Origin of the sequence: Rhizobium sp. CF080 (assembly GCF_000282095.2) — a bacterium.
Lineage (GTDB): Bacteria > Pseudomonadota > Alphaproteobacteria > Rhizobiales > Rhizobiaceae > Neorhizobium.
The window spans coordinates 449246-470892 of record NZ_AKKC02000004.1 but is presented as its reverse complement, the minus strand read 5'-3'; the positions used below and the strand labels follow the sequence as shown (position 1 = coordinate 470892).

The 21647-nt window shown below is 62.3% G+C and carries 18 protein-coding genes; 8 read left to right on the top strand and 10 right to left on the bottom strand.

Translation table 11 applies throughout. The annotated features are described in order from the left end of the window. Positions 1-82 precede the first annotated feature (82 nt). From PMI07_RS09245 to PMI07_RS09220, 6 genes are all read left to right on the top strand, one after another. A complete protein-coding gene (locus PMI07_RS09245; protein WP_007754510.1) occupies positions 83-1102 on the top strand; it encodes a TRAP transporter substrate-binding protein in 1020 nt (339 codons plus the stop codon). A 76-nt stretch (positions 1103-1178) separates the two neighbouring features. Further along, positions 1179-1685: a TRAP transporter small permease gene (locus PMI07_RS09240; protein WP_007754511.1), complete on the top strand. Its 507-nt coding sequence runs from the start codon at positions 1179-1181 to the stop codon at positions 1683-1685. 21 nt (positions 1686-1706) lie between these two features. Beyond that, on the top strand, positions 1707-2987 hold the full coding sequence (locus PMI07_RS09235) for a TRAP transporter large permease subunit (RefSeq protein ID WP_024163688.1): 1281 nt from the start codon (positions 1707-1709) through the stop codon (positions 2985-2987). A gap of 69 nt (positions 2988-3056) precedes the next feature. Further along, positions 3057-3830: an SDR family oxidoreductase gene (locus PMI07_RS09230; protein ID WP_037086099.1), complete on the top strand. Its 774-nt coding sequence runs from the start codon at positions 3057-3059 to the stop codon at positions 3828-3830. Between the two features lie 55 nt (positions 3831-3885). Then, complete coding sequence (locus tag PMI07_RS09225; protein WP_007769726.1) at positions 3886-4917, top strand: L-idonate 5-dehydrogenase; 1032 nt, start codon at positions 3886-3888, stop codon at positions 4915-4917. Positions 4918-4957: 40 nt separating this feature from the next. Beyond that, positions 4958-6160, top strand: coding sequence for a mandelate racemase/muconate lactonizing enzyme family protein (locus PMI07_RS09220; protein WP_007769724.1), 1203 nt, complete (start codon positions 4958-4960; stop codon positions 6158-6160). A 93-nt stretch (positions 6161-6253) separates the two neighbouring features. Here PMI07_RS09220 and PMI07_RS09215 read toward each other — a convergent pair whose 3' ends face one another. Then, positions 6254-6907 (bottom strand): TetR/AcrR family transcriptional regulator, encoded by a 654-nt coding sequence (locus tag PMI07_RS09215; protein WP_024163687.1) that lies wholly within the window; start codon positions 6905-6907, stop codon positions 6254-6256. A gap of 138 nt (positions 6908-7045) precedes the next feature. On the opposite strand from PMI07_RS09215, the gene PMI07_RS09210 reads away from it, so the two are divergent. Then, positions 7046-8239, top strand: a complete 1194-nt coding sequence (locus tag PMI07_RS09210) for a TCR/Tet family MFS transporter (protein ID WP_007757914.1) — start codon at positions 7046-7048, stop codon at positions 8237-8239. A gap of 128 nt (positions 8240-8367) precedes the next feature. Here the strand turns inward: PMI07_RS09210 and PMI07_RS09205 are convergent, their stop codons facing one another. Further along, positions 8368-10290: a methyl-accepting chemotaxis protein gene (locus tag PMI07_RS09205; protein ID WP_007757917.1), complete on the bottom strand. Its 1923-nt coding sequence runs from the start codon at positions 10288-10290 to the stop codon at positions 8368-8370. A 344-nt stretch (positions 10291-10634) separates the two neighbouring features. Between PMI07_RS09205 and PMI07_RS09200 the strand changes: the two genes are divergently transcribed. Beyond that, the gene (locus PMI07_RS09200) at positions 10635-11675 is read left to right on the top strand and encodes an SMP-30/gluconolactonase/LRE family protein (protein ID WP_007757919.1); all 1041 of its coding nucleotides are present in this window, start codon (positions 10635-10637) and stop codon (positions 11673-11675) included. Positions 11676-11822: 147 nt separating this feature from the next. Here PMI07_RS09200 and PMI07_RS09195 read toward each other — a convergent pair whose 3' ends face one another. From PMI07_RS09195 to PMI07_RS09160, 8 genes are all read right to left on the bottom strand, one after another. Then, the gene (locus PMI07_RS09195; protein WP_007757921.1) at positions 11823-13001 is read right to left on the bottom strand and encodes a hypothetical protein; all 1179 of its coding nucleotides are present in this window, start codon (positions 12999-13001) and stop codon (positions 11823-11825) included. A gap of 665 nt (positions 13002-13666) precedes the next feature. Next, positions 13667-14509: an alpha/beta hydrolase gene (locus PMI07_RS09190; protein ID WP_007757922.1), complete on the bottom strand. Its 843-nt coding sequence runs from the start codon at positions 14507-14509 to the stop codon at positions 13667-13669. 154 nt (positions 14510-14663) lie between these two features. Further along, complete coding sequence (locus PMI07_RS09185) at positions 14664-16169, bottom strand: ABC transporter substrate-binding protein (protein WP_007757923.1); 1506 nt, start codon at positions 16167-16169, stop codon at positions 14664-14666. A 203-nt stretch (positions 16170-16372) separates the two neighbouring features. Then, the gene (locus tag PMI07_RS09180; protein ID WP_007757925.1) at positions 16373-16951 is read right to left on the bottom strand and encodes a peroxidase-related enzyme; all 579 of its coding nucleotides are present in this window, start codon (positions 16949-16951) and stop codon (positions 16373-16375) included. Further along, a complete protein-coding gene (locus PMI07_RS09175) occupies positions 16948-17448 on the bottom strand; it encodes a hypothetical protein (RefSeq protein ID WP_037086092.1) in 501 nt (166 codons plus the stop codon). Before PMI07_RS09175 ends, PMI07_RS09180 begins: the two co-directional genes overlap by 4 nt. Next, complete coding sequence (locus PMI07_RS09170) at positions 17441-19717, bottom strand: molybdopterin-dependent oxidoreductase (protein WP_007757927.1); 2277 nt, start codon at positions 19715-19717, stop codon at positions 17441-17443. Before PMI07_RS09170 ends, PMI07_RS09175 begins: the two co-directional genes overlap by 8 nt. 4 nt (positions 19718-19721) lie before the next feature. Further along, entirely contained in the window at positions 19722-20639 is a 918-nt protein-coding gene (locus PMI07_RS09165) for an ATP-binding cassette domain-containing protein (RefSeq protein ID WP_007757928.1), read from the bottom strand. Continuing rightward, the gene (locus PMI07_RS09160) at positions 20636-21646 is read right to left on the bottom strand and encodes an ABC transporter ATP-binding protein (RefSeq protein ID WP_007757929.1); all 1011 of its coding nucleotides are present in this window, start codon (positions 21644-21646) and stop codon (positions 20636-20638) included. Before PMI07_RS09160 ends, PMI07_RS09165 begins: the two co-directional genes overlap by 4 nt. Position 21647: the final 1 nt, after the last annotated feature.

The window sequence follows — 21647 nt, the reverse complement described above, 5'->3', positions numbered from 1 at the left end:
GATGCCGGACAGATCACGTGGTGATGGTCCGGAAGGGGGTGGGGAGACCACCGTTTTGACTGGAACCGAAGGGAGAGGTCCAATGAAAAGCAGAATGATGAAACTGGCAGGTGCCTTTGCACTCGCGATGTTCGCTACCGTCGCAGCCGGCACGATCGCCACCGCGCAGGAATTCAAGGCAAAGCTCGGTCACGCCATGCCGCAGGAGCATCCGCAGGCCGTCGCGCTCAACAAGTTCGCGGAACTGGCCGGCCAGTACACGAACGGCCGCGTGAAGATCAACGTCTACCACGGCGGCATGCTCGGCGGCGACGACAAGATGCTGCAGTCGACCCAGAGCGGCACGCAGGAAATGTTCTACGGCTCGCTTGCGCCGATCGCCGGCAAGATCAAGGAAGTCCAGGTCTTCGACTTTCCCTTCCTGTTCGGCAACATGAAGGAAGTCGACGCCGTCTTCCTCGGCCCGATCGGCAACAAGCTGATGACCCTCATCGAGCCGCACAACCTGCATGGCGTCGCCTGGGGCGAGACCGGCTTCCGCCAGCTCTCCAACAACAAGCACCAGGTCAAGACCGCCGACGACATCAAGGGCCTGAAGGTTCGCGTCATGCAGAACCAGGTCGCCCTCGACAGCTGGAAGGCGATCGGCGCCAACGCCCTGCCGATGTCCTACGCGGAAGTGTTCACCGCGCTCGAAACTGGCGCGCTCGACGGCCAGGAAAATCCGTACATCCACATGTACGCCAACAAGATCTACGAAGTTCAGAAGTTCGGCACGACGACCAACCATGTCTACACGCCCTGCATTCTCGTCACGTCGAAGAAGTTCTGGGAACAGCTGACGCCTGCCGATCAGGAAGCGATCGTCAAGGCCGGCAAGGAAGCCATGGTCTACCTGCGTAAGCTGATGGATGACGGCAATGCCAAGGTTGTCGCCGAACTCGAATCCCACGGCATGAAGGTCGAAGCCCTGCCGGAAGCCGAGCTCGCCAAGCTGCGTGCCGCCACCCAGCCGATCATCGAGAAGTACAAGCCGGTCGTCGGCGCCGAACTCGTCGACGAGATCCAGGCCACCATCGCCAAGGTTCGCGCAGAGAAATAATCGCTGCCCGGCATCGGTCCGGCCCTCTTCCTTGCGGGGGGCCGGACCACCGATCTCTTCTTATTGGGGGACGCCCATGATTTCCCGCATCCTGTTCGGCACGCTCGAAAAACTGCTGATAGCGGCGCTTGCGCTGATGGTCATTCTGATTTTCGGCAACGTCGTCCTGCGTTACGGCTTCAATTCCGGCATCACGCTGTCGGAAGAGCTGTCGCGCTTCATCTTCGTCTGGCTGATCTTCATCGGCGCCTTCCTGACGCTGCGCGACCGCGCCCATCTGGGCGTCAACAGCCTGGTGCGTGCCATGCCGTTCAAGGCTCAACGCGCGGTGCGCATCGGCGGCGACATCGCCACGCTGATCTGCTGCTACCTGCTCGGCCTCGGCGCCTGGCGTCAGGTTCTGGACAACCTGGAGAACTACTCGCCGGTCGCCGGCATTCCTCTCGGCTGGGTCTATTTCTCCTGCGTGCTCTGCTGCATCGGCATGGCCGTCCTCCAACTTCGTTCGATCTTCGACGTCGCGACCGGCCGGATTCCCGATGAGGAAATCTTTGCCAGCAATGCCGACGGTCTGGTCGAATAAGCGGCGAAGGGGACAACGCGCATGACTATTTTTGTTTTTGTCGGCTCACTCTGCGGAGCGATGCTGCTCGGCATCCCGGTTGCCTTCTCGCTGCTGATCTGCGGCGTCGTCCTGATGATGCACCTGGATATTTTCGACGTCCAGATCCTGGCCGAGAACGTTCTCGACGGCGCCAACAACTATCCGCTGATGGCCCTGCCCTTCTTCGTGCTGGCAGGCGAAATCATGAACGCGGGCGGCGTTTCCAAACGCATCGTCGGCGTGGCGATCGCCGCGGTCGGCCATTTCCGTGGCGGTCTCGGTTATGTCGCGGTTATCGCGGCACTGGTCCTTGCCGCGATCTCCGGTTCGGCGATCGCCGACTGCGCGGCCCTTGCCGCCGTCGTCATTCCGCTGATGCGCCGTGCGGGTTACCCGGTTCCGCTCTCGGCGGGTCTGATTTCGTCCGCCGGCATCGTTGCGCCGCTCTTGCCGCCGTCGATCCCCTTCGTGGTCTTCGGCGTCGCAGCGGAACTCTCGGTCACGCGCCTGTTCATGACCGGCATCGCGCCGGGCCTGATGATGGCCGTGACGCTGATGGTGACCTGGTATTTTTATGCCCGCAAGACGCCGTCCATGGCCTCCGAGCAGAAGTTCGAACTTCCGCGACTGCTGAAGGCTCTGAGGGAAGGCATCTGGGCGCTCGTCCTGCCGGCGATCATCATCGGCGGTATGAAGACCGGCATCTTCACGCCGACCGAAGCGGGCGTCGTCGCCGTCGTTTATGCCTTCGTCATCGGCATGTTCGTCTATGGGGAACTGAAGATCTCCATCATGCCGTCGCTGCTGCTTCAGGCAGCGAAGACGGCCAGCACGATCATGTTCCTGGTCGCAGCGGCTTACGTTTCGGCCTGGCTGATCACGGTCGCCAACATCCCGCAGGAAATCGGTGAATCGCTTGCGCCTTACATGGAGAACAAGAAGCTCTTCATGTTCATGCTGATGATCATCGTCTTCCTGGTGGGCACCGCGCTCGACCTCACCCCGACGATCCTGATCCTCACCCCGGTGATGATGCCGCTCGTCAAGCAGGCCGGAATCGATCCCTATTACTTCGGGGTGATGTTCATGATGAACAACGCGATCGGCCTCATCACGCCGCCGGTCGGCACGGTTCTGAACGTCGTGTCGGGCGTGGCGCGCGTCGAACTCGACCAGGTCATCAAGGGCATGTTACCCTTCCTGCTGGCCTATACCGTGCTGCTCTTTACCTTCGTGATCTTCCCGGAGCTGATCACCGTGCCGGCAAGCTGGCTTCGCTAACCGCCGGAGGGCGGCCCTGGTCGCCCTTGGCCGCCCTACCCCTTTCCTCTCGTTTCGATGGCGAACCCGATGTCCTTCAAGCAGCTTTTCGATCTTACCGGGCGCACCGCGCTCATCACCGGCTCCACTCGCGGCCTCGGCTTTTCCTATGCGGAAGGCCTGGCGGAGGCCGGCGCCCATGTGATCGTCAACGGCACCCGCGCCGAGGGCGTGGCGGAGGCCGTGTCGAAGCTCACGGCCAGGGGTTACAAGGTCTCGGGCAAGCATTTCGACGTGGGCAACGAGGCCTCGATCGTCGAGGCCTTCGAAACCTTCGACCGCGACGGCACCGAGATCGACATCCTCATCAACAATGCCGGCATCCAGTTTCGCAAGCCGATGGTCGATCTCGGCGTCGAGGACTGGCAGCGGGTGCTCGACGTCAACCTCACCGGCTCTTTCGTCATCGCTCGCGAGGCCGCAAAGCGCATGATCGCCCGCGGCCGCGGCGGCAAGATCGTCAATATCGCCTCGCTGACCAGCGCCGCAGGCCGCGCCACCGTGGCGCCCTACACCGCCTCCAAGGGCGCGATCACCGCGATCACCCGCACCATGGCGGTCGAATGGGCGCCGCATAACATCCAGTCGAACGCGATCGGCCCCGGTTATATCCTGACCGACATGAACCAGGCGCTGATCGACAACAAGGAATTCGACGCCTGGGTGCGCGCTTCCAATCCGAGCGGCCGCTGGGGCAAGCCGGAAGAGCTCGTCGGCGCGGCGATCTTCCTGTCGAGTGCCGCCTCCGACTATATCAACGGCCAGACGCTTTATGTGGACGGCGGCTGGCTCGCCCAGCTCTGACCGCCCCAACTCCGGTCACCCACTGGCCGCAATCGTGAAATCTCAAGGAATGCCCATGAAAGCCGTCGTCATTCACAAGGAACATGATCTGAGGATCGAGGAACGCAGCGTCGGCGAGCCTGGACCGGGCGAAGTGCGTATCCGCCTGAGGGCCGGCGGCATCTGCGGCTCGGACCTCCATTATTACCACCATGCCGGTTTCGGCACCGTGCGCGTCCGCGAGCCGATGATCCTCGGCCACGAGGCATCCGGCGAGATCGCCGCGATCGGAGAAGGCGTCACGAACCTCGCCGTCGGCCAGCGCGTGGCCATCAATCCGAGCCGGCCCGGCGGCAATTGCGAATTTATGCGCGAAGGCCAGCGCCAGCATGCCATGGACATGCGCTTCAACGGCTCGGCGATGCGCTTTCCGCATGTCCAGGGCCTGTTCCGCGAAGAGATCGTCGTCGAGGCCGAGCAGGCAGTGCCGGTCGCGGCCGACACACCCTTCGAGGAAGCCGCCTGCTGCGAGCCGCTCGCCGTCTGCCTTCACGCGATCATGCAGGCCGGCTCGCTGGTCGGCAAGCGCGTGCTCGTCACCGGCACCGGCACGATCGGCTGCCTGACCATCCTCGCCGCCCGTTTCGCCGGCGCGACCGAGATCGTCGCGACGGACATTTCCAACTCGGCGCTTGAGATCGCCAGGGCAGTCGGCGCCGACACGGTACTCAACACCGCCGAGCAGCCGGATGCACTGGCTCCTTACGCGGAAGGCAAGGGCACGTTCCACGCGGCCTTCGAGTGCTCCGGCAACGGCGCAGTCATGGCCGGCCTTTTGAACGTCGTGCGTCCCCGCGGCACGATCGTCGCCGTCGGCCTCGGCAAGGAAGTCAGCCTGCCGATCAGCGCCATCGTCACCAAGGAAATCGTGCTCCGCGGCACGTTCCGCTTCGATGCCGAGTTCGAGTGGGCGGCCAAGCTGATCGCCGAGCGCCGCATCGACGTGCGTCCGCTTCTGACTGCACAGATCCCCATGGAACGCGCCGTCGAAGCCTTCGACCTCGCGACCGACCGCACAAAGTCGATGAAGGTTCACCTCGTCTTCTAATCCCGCCCCACCAGCAATCTCCACGTTTATGGAAAACGCCATGAAGATCACCGGCATCGAAACAGTCCGCATCGACGAACGCGAAAACCTCCTCTGGGTTCTGGTCCATACCGACGAAGGGATCACCGGTCTTGGTGAGACCTTCTACGGCGTCCAGGCCGTCGAGGCGCATGTGCATGAATTCATTGCGCCGCGCGTCATCGGCCGCAATCCGCTGCAGATCGACCTTCTGGCGCAGGATCTCGTCGGTTATATCGGCTTCCGCTCCTCGGGCGCGGAAGTGCGCGGCAACTCGGCCTTCGACATCGCGCTCTGGGATATTTTCGGCAAGGCGACCAACCTGCCGATCGCCCAGCTTCTCGGCGGCTTCACCCGCAACGAGATCCGCACCTACAACACCTGCGCCGGCACGGAATATGTCAAGCGCAACACCGGGCAGCAGACCGGCAATTACGGCCTTGGCGCCGGAACGAGCTACGACGACCTGAACGGCTTCCTCTACAGGGCAGACGAGCTGGCGGAATCGCTGCTGGAAGAAGGCATCACCGCCATGAAGATCTGGCCCTTCGATGCGGCGGCCGAAAAGACCCGCGGCCAGTACATCTCGCTGCCGGATCTGAAGTCTGCGCTTGAACCTTTCGAGAAGATCCGCAAGGCCGTCGGCGACAAGATGGATATCATGGTCGAGTTCCACTCCATGTGGCAGCTCCTGCCCGCCATGCAGATCGCCAAGGCGCTGACGCCCTACCAGACGTTCTGGCATGAAGACCCGATCAAGATGGACAGCCTGGCGGACCTGAAACGCTACGTCGACGTCTCCCCCGCTCCGATCTCCGCATCCGAGACACTCGGCTCCCGCTGGGCTTTCCGCGATCTGCTCGAAACCGGCGCGGCCGGTGTCGTCATGCTCGATATCGGCTGGTGCGGCGGCATTTCCGAAGCGCGCAAGATCGCCTCGATGGCGGAAGCCTGGCACCTGCCGATCGCCCCGCATGACTGCACCGGCCCGGTCCTGCTCTGCGCCTCGACGCATCTTTCGCTGAACGCGCCGAACGCGCTCATCCAGGAAAGCGTGCGCGCCTTCTACCGTACCTGGTATCGCGACCTCGTCACCGCACTCCCGGAGGTGAAGAACGGCATGATCACCGTCCCGCCGGGCCCGGGCCTCGGAATGGAGCTGCACCCGGATCTCGACAAGAAATTCACGGTGATCCGCCGGGTCTCCGACGCAAAAAGCCTTTGATCCGACTGCCCGATCAGTCGAAACCAGGCAATTATCGCAAGCACGCCATCGACCCGGCGTGCTTGGCGACATCATCGGGCCGGAATTGACTGCTCAGGCGTAAGGCGTGCCAGCCATTGCAGCTTTCAGGCCGATGGTTCCCTTGTCGACAAGAGCGAGAAAGACGGCTTTCGCTTCCTCCGAATCCCGTCTCTGCCGAAAGATCCCATGAGCCTGGAGAAAGGCGACGGTCCACGTCGCCAAAAGCAGGCCGGCCACCAGATCGGCGTCGGGATCCGCTGGTTCCCGCCCGACGCATTCGGCCATCGCCACCGCCACGACTTGCGCCAGTTCGTCACGGATTGCCCTCGCTCGCGCCTTGAGGGTTTCGCTGCCTTCGACCGTCTGCACGAAGCCCTGGCTGGCGGCGGAGAATTGCAGGAAAGGTGCCTGCTCCGCAACGAGCCGATGGGCGAGGAGGCGCAACGTCTCGACCGGCGAGATGCCGGGATCGCGTTGCCGCAACGCGTCGCGCAGGATTTCACGCCCCTCCTCGTCGCGATCGAAGAACATGTCCTCCTTGCGGGCGAAATGATTGAACACCGTCATCCGCCCGACATCGGCGGCCGCCGCAATCTCGTCCACCGTCACATTCTCGAAGCCACGCTCCCGGAAGAGCTGGTCCGCGGCCAGGGAGATCGCCCGTCGCGTGGCGAGGCGTTTACGGGTTCTGCGATCTGATAGCTCTGAGGGGGATGGCGCTGACATGCCGCGACGGTAGCACGCTTCATATACTCAGTACACATCCGGCATTGACATGTAGCTTCCAAAGGGGCATGCATACATGTATCAAGTACATATTGGTATCCAATATAGAAATATTGCTTCCGTCGTTCGAGCCCCGCCATGAACAGACCCCTTGTCGTTATCTTCGCCACGATCGGCCTCGACGCCGCAGGCATAGGCCTGATCTTCCCCGTTCTCCCGCGACTTCTTGAGGATGTGACGCATTCCCAGAATATCGCCCCGACAATCGGGATAATGACCGCGCTCTATGCGGTCATGCAGTTCATCTTCGCGCCGGTGCTCGGGGCTTTGAGCGACAATCTCGGCAGGCGTCCCGTGCTACTTGTTTCGCTCTGCGGTGCGGTGATCAATTACATCGTCATGGCGTTCGCGCCGCAGCTCTGGATGCTGCTGCTCGGCCGTGCCATTGCCGGCCTGACAGCCGCCAATGTCTCCGTGGCAACCGCTTATATCACCGACATTTCGCCCGATGACAAACGGGCCCGTCGCTTCGGCCTATTCAACGCCGTGTTCGGCATCGGCTTCATCATCGGGCCAATTCTCGGTGGGCTGCTCGGCGACTACTGGCTGCGGCTCCCTTTCATTGCCGCCGCCGTGCTGAACGCCTGCAATCTCCTGCTGGCTTTGTTCATCCTGCCGGAGTCCCGCATACCGGCCCGCCAGAAGGTCGATCTGGCTGCCTTCAACCCACTTCGGCCGCTACGCTGGATCTTCTCGATGAAGGGGCTTCTGCCGATCACGGTTGTGTTTTTCGTGATGAGCGCCACCGGAGAGGCCTATGGCATCTGCTGGGCGCTGTGGGGCTTCGACGCGTTCCACTGGAATGGCCTCTGGATCGGCCTTTCGCTCGGCGCGTTCGGCATCTGCCAGACGCTGGTGCAGGCCCTCCTGCCCGGCCCGGCCACCAAACTGCTCGGCGAACGCGGGGCCGTTCTCCTCGGAATCGCCTGCGCCTGTGCGGCCCTTGTCGCGATGGCCTTTGCCAACCACGGCTGGATCGTGTTCGCCATCATGCCCGTCTTCGCGCTCGGCAGCATCGGCACGCCGGCGCTTCAGGCGCTTGCCACAAGGCAGGTTGACGAAGCCCGCCAGGGCCAGTTCCAGGGCGTGCTGGCATCGGCTGTGAGCCTGGCCTCCATCGTCGCGCCGCTCGCGTTCTCGAGCTTCTACTTTGTCGTCCAGAACGACTGGCCAGGGGCCATCTGGCTCTCGGTTGTCGCCATCTATGCAATCGCGGTGCCGCTGGTTTTCCTCGGCACCCGGACCGCCGGCAGCCGCACATCCATGGCGTAAAATGAGAACGTCCATCGCGGCGAGAGCGTCACGACCGCGCGTTCATTGAAGGTTTCTCTCACCCTCTCGCGCGCTGATCGTGACCCTCTATGCCTTCGCTGCAGGATGCCGAAGCCGACCTGACGCCCCTAGAACTCCTGCCAGTCGTTGCTGACCGCAGCGGCCGCGGAACCGCCGGAAAAGGCGGTGGCGACCCTGCGGGCCAGATTGCGGGCAGGCGAGGCAGCCGGCGTGTCGCGGCGATCGGCGGGACGCGGAGCGTGGCGTTGGCCTTGCAGTTTGAACTGGGCCAGGAGTTCGTTGAGCGACGCGGCATCACGGGCAAGACCGTGGCTTGCGGCGGTCGATTCCTCGACCATCGCGGCATTCTTCTGCGTGTCCTGGTCCATCTGGTTGACGGCAGTGTTGATCTGCTGAAGCCCGGAGGACTGTTCCTGCGCCGATTCCACGATGGCATTGACGTGCCGGTTGATCTCCTGCACTTCCGAAACGATCGTCACCAGCGCCTGTCCGGTCTCGCCAACCAGCTGCACCCCGGCATTGACCTGCTCGTTCGATGTCGTGATCAGCGCCTTGATCTCCTTGGCGGCCTTGGCGGAGCGCTGGGCGAGTTCGCGCACTTCCTGGGCGACGACGGCAAAACCCTTGCCGGCTTCACCGGCACGCGCCGCTTCGACGCCGGCGTTCAGCGCGAGAAGATTGGTCTGGAAGGCGATGTCGTCGATGACGCCGATGATGTTCGAAATCTCGCCGGAGGACTTTTCGATCTGTTCCATCGCCTTGACGGCGCGCTGGACGACCTCCCCGGAGCTTTCGGCGCCGCTGCGGGTGCGGGCAACGAGGGCGCCGGCCTCCTGGGCGCGCTTGGTAGCGTCCTTGACGGTAGTGGTGATTTCCTCGAGAGCAGCGGCGGTTTCTTCGACCGAAGCCGCCTGCTGCTCGGTGCGCTTGGCCAGGTCGTCGGCAGCAGCCTTGATTTCGGCCGAACCGGCTTCGATGCTGCGGGCATTCTCCGCCACCTGCTCCAAGGCCGTCTGCAGCTTGCTGGCCGAGGCGTTGAAGTCGTTGCGGACACCGTCCAGCGTCGCGGTGAACGGCTTTTCGATGCGGTAGGACACGTTGCCGTCGGAGAGATGGCTGAGGCCCTCTGCCAGGTTGTCGACGGCGAACTTGATCTCGGCGGCTTCCCGCGTCTTCTGGGCTTCGCGCTCTATGCGGTCGCGTTCGGAGAGGCCGCGATTGTCTTCGGCTTCCTGTTCCAGGCGGACACGCTCCAGCGCGTTGTCGCGGAAGATGGCGACAGCCTTGGCCATCTCGCCGATTTCGTCCTTGCGGTCGAGGCCGTCAATGGCAGCTTCCGTCTGACTGGCCGCCAGCGAAGCCATGCGTTCACGCAAGCGGGCCATCGGCGCGGTGATGCCCTTATGGGCGATCGTCATGGACAGGACGGCCGCGATCGCGATGCCGAAAAGCATGCCGCAGATCGCATAGGTGATCGTGCTGGAAACCGACTGGCTCAACGTCTTGGCGCCGTTGTTGAGGATTTCGGCCATGGCGCCGTTATTGGCGCCGAATTTCGGCGAGAGATCGACGATCGCCTGGTCGAGCTTGGCGGAAAGCGTGCGAACCTTTTCCTGGTCGCCTGCGGTATGGGCCTTGAGAAGATCGTCGCCGATCGCCTTCAGTGCGTCCGCACCGGCAAGCAGTTCGTCGATCGCAGCCTTGCGGCTCGGCACCAGCGCCGGTATCTGGGTCAACCGGTCGCGAGCGCCGGTAAACTCCTTCGAGAACCGCCCGGACAGATCCTGGAAAGCAGCGCTTGCCGGGTCCTGGGCGAGCGCACGGCTCAGCCATGTCGTCGCGGTCCACATGCCGGCCGCGCCCCGGGGTCCGAAGGTCGCCGCATTGCTTTCCTTCTGCAGGAAGCCGGAATAGGCCTCGTTGGCAGCGCTGAACTTGCCGGTGACATACATCAGGCCTCCCAGCGAAATGACGGCAAGAATGGCAATCGCCATCAGGAATTTTGTTTTGATCTTTAAATTCTTGAGCATCGGATACCTCAAAAAACGCTGTAGGAATGAAGGCGCACTGAAAAGGAAAAAGCAGGAGCCGTACCGGCCGGTGCACATCATGCGCATGGCGATCGAACTTGATCCTCAATGGTTCATAAGGGCTTTTTCATAAGAAAATCTTACTCTTGCTGCAGTGCATTATGGGCGCCCCCGATCTCCCGCCGGGATTTCACCGGTGTTTAACCAACCTGACAAAAGCCAATCTTGTTTGTTGCGGCGCACAATGGACTGCCTTTAATTGGGAAGCGGACCATGGTCTCGGTCCCCCGGCAAACCGGGCAAATTGATATGAAATCAAGTATCCATAATTGAAGGATTTCAACGTGAATTTTTCGCGCCGCAACCTCCTGACGCTTTCGGCCGCCGCCCTGGCAACCGCCGTCCCGAAATTGGCATCCGCGCAGGCGATCGGCTTTACGCCGAGCCCCATCTATCCCGATCCCGCCATCCAGATCCTCGATCCGAGCTTTGCGAAATATCGTGTCGCCAGCAGTTCGCTCGAACAGGTCGCAACCGGCGCGCGCTGGCTGGAAGGCCCAGTCTGGTTCGGCGACGGACGATATCTGCTCGTCAGCGACATTCCGAACAACCGCGTCATGCGCTACGACGAAGCCAACGAGACCTGGAGCGTCTACAACGCCAACGCCAACTATGCCAACGGCCACTCCCGCGACCGCCAGGGTCGCCTGCTTTCCTGCGAACATCTGACACGCCGGGTCACCCGCACCGAATATGACGGTTCGATCACGGTGCTCGCCGACAAATATAACGGCAAGAAGCTCAACTCCCCGAACGACATCGTCTGCAAGTCCGACGGCTCCATCTGGTTCACCGACCCGCCCTTCGGCATTGCCGGTGAATGGGAAGGCGACAAGGCAACGGCGGAGCTGCCGCATTCGGTCTATCGCATCTCGCCGGACGGCAAGCTCGACCTCGTCACCGACGAGCTGAAAGGCCCGAACGGCCTTGCGTTTTCGCCCGATGAAAAGAAGCTCTACATCGTCGAAGGCCGCGCAGCGCCCTACCGTATCATCTGGAGCTACGACGTCGGCGCCGACGGCGTGAAGCTTTCGAACAAGACGGCATTGGTGACGGCCGACGACAATGGCGGTATCGACGGCTTCAAGGTCGATGTCGACGGCAATCTGTGGTGCGGCTGGGGATCGAACGGCGCGGCAGGCGCCAGGCCCGAGGATCTGAACGGCGTCAAGGTATTCAACCCGGCCGGCAAGGCGATCGGCTTCATCAAGCTTCCGGAGCGCTGCCCCAACCTTGTCTTCGGCGGCCCGAAGAAGAACCGCCTCTACATGGCGAGCAGCCACTCGGTCTACGCGATCTATGTGGAAACCCGCGGCGCCGTCTAAAGCATGTCGCTCAAAAGTGTGCAGCGGTTTTGCGATAACGGCATGCGTAAAACAAAGACCTAAAGCATGTCGAGCGAATCCGAAGGATCGAGACATGCTTTAGTTGCCTCGATGAAATCCCAGGCGGCCGGCCCTGAGGTCCGGCCGCTACCTTCGGTCAACCGCGACCGGATAGCTTGCCGCCGGGTCCGGTCCTGCCGTGAGAAGCGTGAAATCAAAATCGACGCGCTTGTCCGATCCCAGAACATACTGGCGATGAACCCGCAGGAAATCACGCTTTATTCGGGAGTAACGTTCCGCTGACAGCATGTTCTTCAATCGGATGAAAATGATCTTGGGTTGAGGCGCCTGCGGAAAACCGCACAGGGCCACGACCGGGCATTTATAGAAATTGATCGCGTCCGACAGGCACTGGACATCGAGCCAGGAAATATCCTTTGACTGAGCGATGAGACCTACGCGATGGCGAAGTGTGTTGGCGCTGCCAAATGTGGCGCATTGGAGGATCGCGCTGCCGAGCGTGACGAAGACCACGCGCTTCCCGCTGAGCCTCTCGGGCTCCCTCGTCAAAAAGATCCCGAGAGCGTGGGCGGCCATGCTTGTGCCCATGCTATGGGACGTGATGACGTATTCGTCGGCTTCCCCGTCGAGAGCCGCTCCTATCAACTCGACGCATTCATCGAGCCAGTGCGCAACGGAACGTTGCAGGTCCGACATGGGCGACGCCCCGCCAAGGCGCGCGACGGCCACGGCCAATTCCCAATCGGAGAACAGATGCAAGGTGTGCAACCGGCTGGACCATGGGAGAAACAGACGGAAGAAAAAGCTGTAGCCCAGCAAAAGACTGAACGGATAGTACCAGGAATCAAGTGCGAGCCAGAAGGGCACCGAGGCGATCGCAAGACTGGCAATCAAGGCGAACGTGACAAGCAGAAACGGGAAGACGAAAAACAGTCCAAAACGCCAGGCGTGACGAAAATAGGCTACGGCGGCACCTTCAAGCACGACGGTCATCGCGCTGCGAAACCCTTGAACGAGCCGCACGGAAACGGGACGGCTGGACAATTGCCGCACAAGGCGGTCGTGCTCGAGCATATGGATCCGGGTTTCGGTATCCTTGTTGGCTCCGGAGTCCACATCGAAAAAACTGCTCGTGCCGTTCATATGAAGCCTGCCGACCTCGATCGGGAAGTCCCACAGTCCAGCGGTCTTTTCGGCGGTTCGTTTGTATCGAGCGTAGTGATGGGCGGCGTCCAATGGCTCGAAGCCCGGAAAATGCACGACAACGCGCTTGCTGACATGGGGTGACGAGGGCTGTTCGTGCACTGACTGACCTTATGGGAGAGAGCCGCGTCCCGGGTCGCGACTGTTGGAAGAAAGGGAAACGAATTGACCGACAGCAGGATATATTCCGCTATCCGTCATTTTGCCGCCGCGGCCTGAAGGTCAGACCGGGGGCTGCCAATACGGCGATGATGCGGAATTTGCAATCTGTCGTCCGCCATACGGACAGAACTCGTCACGGACCATCATGGTTTCGCTCGGCGGGGAACGCTCGCCAACAGTCGGCCAGTCACGCCAAAACCCGGATCATGTGCACATTTCAACCTTTCTCACGACGCCGAAGGACGACGCAGCGCACCGGAGAATAGGCCGTCGGTGATGCGGTTGTACTCTTTTATGTTAAAAAATGTTGTGCGAGAGGCAAACATGGGGACGCGGACCCGGATCTTCGGCGATGTTTTCCCGTCTTCTGGCCTACAATTGCGGTTTCTCTGAGCACGCGGTCATCAGACCGCCGCTTCCTCACGAAATTTAGCCGCCGCGGCATGCGTCGCGATGCGCGGCGTGTGATTTTCTCGTTTACACGGGGACGAAGAGGCCGCAAAGAACCTGTCGGCGAGCGTCGTCGATGCCGCCTGAACAAGTCGGCTACCGACCGTCGAGACCGAGTTGCCCGTGAGAGTGCGGATCGCGCGCGCCACCGAACTTCAGTTCGACGTGCGCGCCAAAAATTCACGGATCGCGGCGATCACGACCTCGGGCGCTTCGACATGGACCGCGTGGTTTGCGTTCGGCACTTCGAGAAGCTCGCCCCCGGGGATGCTTTCGGCGATCAGGCGCGAATGGTTCGGCGGGCAGATCCAGTCTTCCGCCCCGCAGACGACCAGCGTCGGAACCGGGATGTCTTTCAGCTTGTCGCGCAGGTCGTAGAGGCGTTCCTTGAACAGCGCGTTGTGGGTCTCGGCATGCAGATGCATGGTGCGGGTGCGCTCCAGTGCGGCATCCGGGTCGAATTTTTCGAAATAGAGCGGCTGCAGTGCCAGCCAGATCAGGCGCAGTTCGGTATCGTCCTTGACCCTGTCGGAGAACATCTTGTCGAGCATGTCGAGCGAGGCGCTCGTCGCCTTGTGGATGCGCTGCTTGAACACCACCATGGCATCGTCTTCGTGGTGATAGCTGGCGGCGGTGCCGCGCAGGATCAACCGCGACAGGTTCTGGCCATATTTCACGGCATAGGTCAGCGCGATCATGCCGCCGAACGAGCCACCCTCGAGGATGATCTTGCGGCCGCCGCACAGGTTCACGCGAAAGGCTTCGACGTCATCCGCCAGCTGCTCGAACGTGTAGGGCGGCGTCAGGCTCGTTTCCCCGCACCCGCGCTGATCATAGGCGATGACACGGTATTTGTCCGACAGGACCTTGTAGGCGTTGAACTCTCCGTGGCGATCGCCGATGCCGCGCCCGCCATGTAGCGCAATGATCGTCTCGGCATCGGGATTGCCGATGTCGTCGTAGGCGAAGGTGGCGTTGTTGAATGTCACTGTCGGCATGGGACTATCCTATCCTGCTGATATGGCGTCTGAGTGCGTGCTTCTGCCGATCGTGGATCGTCCGGCCGATGCTGGATTCGACAACTGTCATGGGCCAATGGAAGACCATCCCGCCTCGGCGTGAAGCGGGATGGCGACATTTGGCGTCTTGGGCTCAGTTGGCCGCAGGCTTCATGTCGAAAGCGCGGACCCAGTCGTCGCCCCGAGCGGTCCAGGTGATACGCTTGGACAGGCCGTAAGTGGCGGGCTGGGTATAGAGGAAGAGCGCCGGCGCCTCGTCGCACATCACCTCGGTCGCCTTCTTGTAGGCGGCCTGGCGCTTGGCCACATCCATGGTCGAGCGGCCGTCCGCCAGGGCTTTTCCGAAATCGGCATTCTCCCAATAGGCATACATGTTGCCCGGCGCGAACAGGGTCAGAAGACCATCGGCATCGATCGTCGGCCAGGCCTGGCTGAGCAGGCTCATGCGGCCGAGATCCTTGGTCTTCAGATATTTGTCCATATAGGCGCTGAACTGCATCTCGACGATCTTGGTCTTGACGCCGATCTCTTCCAGCTGGCTGGCGACCGCCTGGACGACTTCCTCGCCGTTCAGGTAAATGCCGGTCGGCACTTCGATTTCGATCGGCTCGGCCGGCGCACCGCCTGCCTTCTTCAAAAGTTCGGCCGCCTTTTCCGGATCATAGGCGTAGGGCTTCAGATCGGCGTTGAAGCCGAAATAGCTCTTCGATGTCACCTGGCACTTGGCGATCTCGGCCTGGTCGTTGAAGATCGCCTTGACGATGCCTTCCTTGTCGACGGCGTAATTCAGCGCCTGGCGAAGCAGTTTGTTGTCGAGCGGCGGCTTCAGCGTGTTGAACTTGATGAACGCGGTGCGGGTGCTCGGCACCGCGCCAGCCTGGGCGCTGCCGCTCGTCTTGATCCGGGTAATTTCCGTGGTCGGGATCGAGTTGATGAAATCGACCTCGCCCGCAAGCAGCGCGGCGACACGGCTGGCGGCATCCGGAATGATACGGACGACGACCTTGCTGAAGTCCGGCTTCGCACCCCAATATTGCGGATTGGCGTCGAGCGTGATGCTCTCGCCCGGCTTGACGGAGGAGATGACATAGGCGCCGCCCGACGCGGTCTCGGTCGCCGGCTTGTGCTCGGCGGTCCATTTCGGCGGCAGCAGGAAGAACATCGACAGCTGGCCGATCATCGCCGGATAGGGCGAACTCGTTTTGATCTCGATCTCGGTCGGGCTGATGACCTTGACGTCGGAGATCAGCGTGAACCAAGCCTTGATGCGGGCATTGACGGCCGGGTCGCGCACGCGGTCAAAATTCCATTTGACCACTTCGGCATCGATCTTCTCGCCGTCGTTGAACGTGGCGTCCGACCGCAGCTTGATGCGCCAGGTCAGATCGTCGACGCTCGTCCATTCGGTTGCAAGAGCCGGAGCGATCTTCATGTCGGGGCTGCGCAGAACCAGCGACGGATAGATGTGGCTGAGCAGGCTGAGGTCGGTGCCGACGGATGCCGTCATATGCGGATCGAACGTGTTGATCGTGTTCGTGATCGCAATGGTCAGCGTCTTGTCCTGTGCAAGCGCCGAGGTCGAGATCGTGGCGCCGAGCGAAAGTGCGGCGATTGCCGCGGAGATTGATTTTCTGGTCACGTCCATTCCCTTCTGATTAATTCCCGTTGGTTTTTCATGGGTTTACACTGCGTTCTCAAGAGACGCTTTTCCTCTATTTTACGTCCTTGAGTATAAGCGGATCGAATTTGCAAGGATTGCAGAACGTTTCGATCGCTCGCCTGCTGGGAGCGACGATCGGCTTGTCCGGTGAGTTGGCGGTCATGCTGTTTCCTCCCCTCCGTTCATTTGGCTTCGACAGGTACGGAATGACCAAGCGTGTGCATCAGCCGGTTCGCCCAGCCGAAAATGGCGGCGGCGTGGATGAGATCGACGATCTCGGCCTTCGACATGCCATGATCGCGAAGGGCCTGTACCTGCTCCTTGGTGGCCTGCGACGGCGTCTCGGACAGCGCCTTGCAGAAATCGACGATCGCCTGGGTCCTGGCATCGAACGGACCTTCGAGGCCGCGCACATAAATCTCCTCGACGACATCCTCGCGGCCCGACAGTTCGACGTAACGGCGAGCATGGACCGAGGCGCAGTAGACGCAGCGATTGACGGCGGAGGCGACGAGCGCGCCGAGTTCCCGCTCGGCCCGGTCGAGGCCGCCCTTGGCATACATGATGGCGTTGAACAGTTTCGTGCGGGCCACGTAGGATTCCGGATCATGCGCGAGCGTGCGCACATAGGCGGAAACCTTGGTATTGGACGGGGTCACCTGCATGGCAGCCAGCTGTTCCTCGCTCGCCGTGGCAACGTCGACCGGCTCGATATAGGGCGACCAGGAGAGCGCCTTGACCTTGAAACGCGCCGTGCTCATTCGACCTCCTCCAGAAGGCTCAGGCCAACAAGGACGCGGGCCTCGTAGTTGACGAAAGCAATCAGCTCGGACAGCGCGATGATCTGCGGATTGCTGAGGCCCGCCTTTTCGAGGCGCTCGATATCCGCCCTGCTGCTGTTGCGCGGCGTCCGGGTGACGAGATCGGCGTGGCGGATGATGGCACTGGTAAAGGCATCGGTGGCCGCCGCGATTTCCGCGCAGGAGGCGATGGAGGCTAGGTCCGGATCGCTGCCGGCATCGTCCAGCATCAGGTCGTAGACCGCTGCCAGGTCCTCGCGGCCGATGAAGCGGGCCATGCGAGAGGCGAGTGCTGCGCGCAGAGCATGGCTGAGGCCAAAGCCATGATTTGGGGTCAGCACCGTTTCGCGGCAGAGTTCGGTACCCTCCACGAATTCCGGTCGCTCACGGCGGATCGCGTAGAGCTCGGAGCCCGGCTTCAAGCCGGATAGGATGTCGATCTGGTCCAAGTCACTCATTCCCATCATAGGTTCCACCTGCCGATCCGGTCCATGGACGGATCGAAATCAGGCATGAATTGGGGGCGGTCGCCTGCGACAGATGCGAGGCGGGTGTGATCGCCGTCAGCGTGTTCGGGTTGCCGCCGTGGTCGACACCCTGCACATCGGGACGGAACCAGCCGCCGGTCGCAAGCACGGCAACGCCGGGCATCAGGCCACCGTCGATCGTCAGCGCCGCGATCGTTCGACCGCGGTCGTTGTAAAGCTCGCAAAGGTCGTCCTGTTTCAGGGTAAGACGCCTGGCGTCGATTTCGCTCAGTGTGAACCGCTCGTAGCCGTCGAGCTTGGCTGCCTGGCTCGCCGGACCGTATTCAAGCTGGCCGTGCAGGCGGTGGGCGGGCTGCGGAGACAGGAGATGGAACGGATGTTTCGCCGAAAGCGGTGCGCCAAGCCACTCCTCCGGCGCCAGCCAGACGGGATGGCCGGCGATGTCGGAATAACCGAAGCCGCGGACGGCACTCGACCCGATTTCGATCCTCCCGCTCGCAGTTTTCAGCGGGGCTGCATCCGGGTCTCTGACGAAATCCCGAAAATGGTTCGCGGGCGACGGCGCAAGCTCGCCTTCATCGAGCGCGGCATAACCCCGGATGCGAAACGCCTGGAAATCCGGCAATTCCGGATAACGCTCGCGATAACCTTCGTAGATCCGGGCAAGCCAGTCGTCGGTCGTCAGCCCCTCGTCGAACTGCTGGCGGCAACCGAGTTCCTCGGCGATCAGGCAATAGGCTTCGTGATCGGTCAAGACACCGGCCGGCGGATCCATCACACGACGGCTGTAGACCAGCCAGTTCTCGCGCGACGCCGCCGCGACATCGTCGCGCTCGAAGGGAAACGCCGACGGAAGGACGATGTCCGCCATCTTGGCGGTGGCCGTCCACATGTTCTCGGTGACAATCACGGTCTCGGGGCGTCGGAAAGCCTCGGCCAGCCGGTTGAGATCCTGATGATGGTGGAAGGGATTGCCGCCTGCCCACCAGACGAGCCGGATATCCGGCAGTTCGAGAACCTGTCCGTCGTAGTCGATCCGACCGCCCGGATTTTCGAGCAGATCGGTGATCCGCGCCACCGGAATGAAGTTGCGGACCGGGTTGCGGCCTTGTTCGAATGCCGGCCCTTTCAGGCGCCGCACCGGCTGGCCGACGGAATTGACGGCTGTCAGCCCGAAGGCGAAACCGCAGCCGCGCTTGCCGACATGACCCGCCATCGAGGCGAGCGTGATCGCAGCCCAGAATGGCTGTTCGCCGCGCCGCGCCCGTTGCAGCGACCAGGCGACGTTAACCAGGCTCGGCACGTCATGCAGGTCTTCGGCAATCTCGACGATGGTTTTCGCCGGCACGCCGGAAATCGCCGAGGCCCATTCGGCATCCTTGGCGATGCCGTCCGTCTCGCCGACCAGATAGCTCTCGAAATCGCAATAACCGGTCGTGCAGCGTTTCAGGAAGTCGCAGTCGAACAGGCCTTGGGCGAGCAGCGTATGGCACATGCCAAGCATCACCGCGGCATCCGTATTCGGGCGGAGCGGAACATGCCGGACGTTCGGACCCGAGGGGGCATCGCTCGACGCGGGACTGAACACGACAATGCGCACACCCTTGTCCTGGCAGCGCCGCAGCCATTCGACGGCGCGGTGGCTGCCGGTCCCTCCCGACTCCACCTGCGCGTTGCTCAGCCGGAAGCCGCCGAACCCGATCACGAGCTGACAGCCTTCGGCAATGTCGTTCCAGGACGGCGAGGTATCGCAGGCATCCTTGTAATCCGGACCGAGGATATGCGGCAGAAGGACGGCCGCGGCGCCATAGGAATAGCTGTTGACGGAAGAGGTGAAGCCGCCGGCGAGATTGAGCAGGCGCTTGAGCTGGCTTTGCGCATGGTGGAAACGGCCGGCGCTGGCCCAACCGTATGAGCCGCCGAAGATCGCCTGGTTGCCGTGGATCTCGCGCACGCGCCGAAGCTCGCCGGCGATCAGGCCTGCAGCCTTGTCCCAGCTTATCTCGACGAAATCCTCGCGGCCGCGCGAAACGCCGGTTCCGGCAAGAGGCCCATTTTCCAGCCAGGACTTGCGGACCATCGGGGCGCGGATGCGCTCCGGATGGGCGGCCAGATCCAGGTAACCGAGACCCATTTCCGAAGGGTCCGGATCGTGGCGGAACGGTAGGAGCTTGCGCTTCCCGTTCGCATCCGTGCCGACTTCGTAAGTGCCGAAATGGGTTGCGAACAGATGCGTCATTTTCTCAAGCCTCCAGTACGAAATGACGGTTGCCGACGGGCCGCAGAACGGCTTCCTCCCGCGGCAGGTTGGCGCCGACGTCGAAGACGAGCGGCCGGCGGTTGCGTTCGATATCCGGGTCGGGAACCGGGATCGCTGAAAGCAGCGCTTTCGTATAGGCATGCTGCGGGTTTTCGAAAATCGCATCGCAGGGGCCGATTTCGACGATGCGCCCGCGCAGCATGACCGCCACCCGGTGGCAGAGATAGCGGATCATCGACAGGTCGTGGGCGATGAACAGGTAGGTCAATCCTAGCTCGTCCTGCAGATCCTGGAACAGGTTGACGATCTGCGCCTGGATCGACACGTCGAGTGCGGTGATCGGCTCGTCGGCCACGATGAAGGCGGGATTGAGCGCGATCGCCCGCGCAATATTGACGCGCTGGCGCTGGCCGCCCGAAAACTCGTGCGGATAACGCTTCATGAAGGACGGATCGAGGCCGACTTTGGTAAACAGCGAGGCGACCCGATCCTCACGCTCGCGGCGCGAACCGCCCAGCCTATGGACCTCCAGCGGTTCGCCGACAAATTCGCCCACCGTCATGCGCGGATTGAGCGAGGCATAGGGATCCTGGAAGATGACCTGCATGTCGCGCCGGTAAGGCTTCAGCATCGCCTTGCTCAGGCCGGTGATATTCTCGCCCTTGTAGAGGATGTCGCCGCTGGTCGGCGCCTCGAGCTGCAGCAGCACACGCCCGGTCGTGCTCTTGCCCGAGCCGGATTCGCCGACAAGGCCGAGCGTCTCGCCGGGGGCGATCTCGAAGCTGACATTGTTGACGGCCCTCAGGGCCTGCGTCGAACCGCCGAACAAACGCTTCTCGCCGCCATAGGTCTTGCAGAGGTTCTGGACCGAAACCAGCGGCTTCATGTTGCTCTCGCTCATGGCTGCGCCTCCATCGCGGCCAGCTTGGCGCGAAGATCGTACCATGCGGCGACCTGGTGGCCTGGAACGCTGCCCTCGACGTCGCCAAGCGGCGGCGTCTCGATGCGGCAACGCTCGGTCGCGAACGGATTGCGTGGCGCGAAAGGATCGCCGATCGGCGCCTTGGTCAGGTCCGGCGGATTGCCGGGGATCTGGTAAAGCCGGGTCACGCCTCGACGGCCGCCATGCGGCAGCGACTTCAGAAGGCCCCAGGTATAGGCGTTGCGGGGATCGTGGAACACGGCGCGGACCGGGCCGCGCTCCATGATCCGGCCGCCATACATGACCTGAACCGTATCGGCGAGGCCGGCGACGACGCCCATGTCATGGGTGATCCAGATGACGGTGGTGCCGATCTTCTTCTTGAGATCGCGCACCAGATCGAGGATCTGCGCCTGGACGGTGACGTCGAGCGCCGTGGTCGCCTCGTCGGCGATCAGCAGCTTCGGATTGCACGAAATGCCGATCGCGATCATCACGCGCTGGCGCATGCCGCCGGAAAACTCGTGCGGATATTGTTTGGCGCGGCGGGCGGCATCGGGGATGCCGACAAGTTCGAGAAGTTCGACGACGCGCGCCCGCGCCTGGCTTGCCGACATTCCGAAATGCCGCCGCAGCGGCTCGGCGATCTGCCGCTCGATGGTCAGGACCGGATTGAGCGAGGTCATCGGATCCTGGAAGACGAAGCCGATTTCCTTGCCGCGCACTTCGAACAGTTCGCGTTGCGACAGCGCCAGCAGGTCGCGACCGTTGAACAGGACTTCGCCGCGGACGATGCGGCCGGGCGGCGCCGCGATCAGCCCGACCATCGACAGAGCATGGACGCTCTTGCCCGAGCCGGATTCGCCGACGATGCCGAGCGTCTCGCCCTCTTCCAGGCTGTAGGACACGTCGTTGACGGCATGCACGGTGCCATCAGGCGTGTCGAACGCGACGGTAAGATTGCGGACCTCGAGCAAGGGTGCCATC

Bases quoted from the DNA above. Each gene is read 5' to 3' on its own strand.
- PMI07_RS09230 (WP_037086099.1), top strand. From the start codon at position 3,057: ATGTCCTTCAAGCAGCTTTTCGATCTTACCGGGCGCACCGCGCTCATC.
- PMI07_RS09190 (WP_007757922.1), bottom strand. From the start codon at position 14,509: ATGCCGACAGTGACATTCAACAACGCCACCTTCGCCTACGACGACATC.
- PMI07_RS09175 (WP_037086092.1), bottom strand. From the start codon at position 17,448: ATGAGTGACTTGGACCAGATCGACATCCTATCCGGCTTGAAGCCGGGC.
- PMI07_RS09205 (WP_007757917.1), bottom strand. From the start codon at position 10,290: ATGCTCAAGAATTTAAAGATCAAAACAAAATTCCTGATGGCGATTGCC.
- PMI07_RS09180 (WP_007757925.1), bottom strand. From the start codon at position 16,951: ATGAGCACGGCGCGTTTCAAGGTCAAGGCGCTCTCCTGGTCGCCCTAT.
- PMI07_RS09210 (WP_007757914.1), top strand. From the start codon at position 7,046: ATGAACAGACCCCTTGTCGTTATCTTCGCCACGATCGGCCTCGACGCC.
- PMI07_RS09220 (WP_007769724.1), top strand. From the start codon at position 4,958: ATGAAGATCACCGGCATCGAAACAGTCCGCATCGACGAACGCGAAAAC.
- PMI07_RS09240 (WP_007754511.1), top strand. From the start codon at position 1,179: ATGATTTCCCGCATCCTGTTCGGCACGCTCGAAAAACTGCTGATAGCG.
- PMI07_RS09170 (WP_007757927.1), bottom strand. From the start codon at position 19,717: ATGACGCATCTGTTCGCAACCCATTTCGGCACTTACGAAGTCGGCACG.
- PMI07_RS09245 (WP_007754510.1), top strand. From the start codon at position 83: ATGAAAAGCAGAATGATGAAACTGGCAGGTGCCTTTGCACTCGCGATG.
- PMI07_RS09165 (WP_007757928.1), bottom strand. From the start codon at position 20,639: ATGAGCGAGAGCAACATGAAGCCGCTGGTTTCGGTCCAGAACCTCTGC.
- PMI07_RS09160 (WP_007757929.1), bottom strand. From the start codon at position 21,646: ATGGCACCCTTGCTCGAGGTCCGCAATCTTACCGTCGCGTTCGACACG.
- PMI07_RS09215 (WP_024163687.1), bottom strand. From the start codon at position 6,907: ATGTCAGCGCCATCCCCCTCAGAGCTATCAGATCGCAGAACCCGTAAA.
- PMI07_RS09235 (WP_024163688.1), top strand. From the start codon at position 1,707: ATGACTATTTTTGTTTTTGTCGGCTCACTCTGCGGAGCGATGCTGCTC.
- PMI07_RS09225 (WP_007769726.1), top strand. From the start codon at position 3,886: ATGAAAGCCGTCGTCATTCACAAGGAACATGATCTGAGGATCGAGGAA.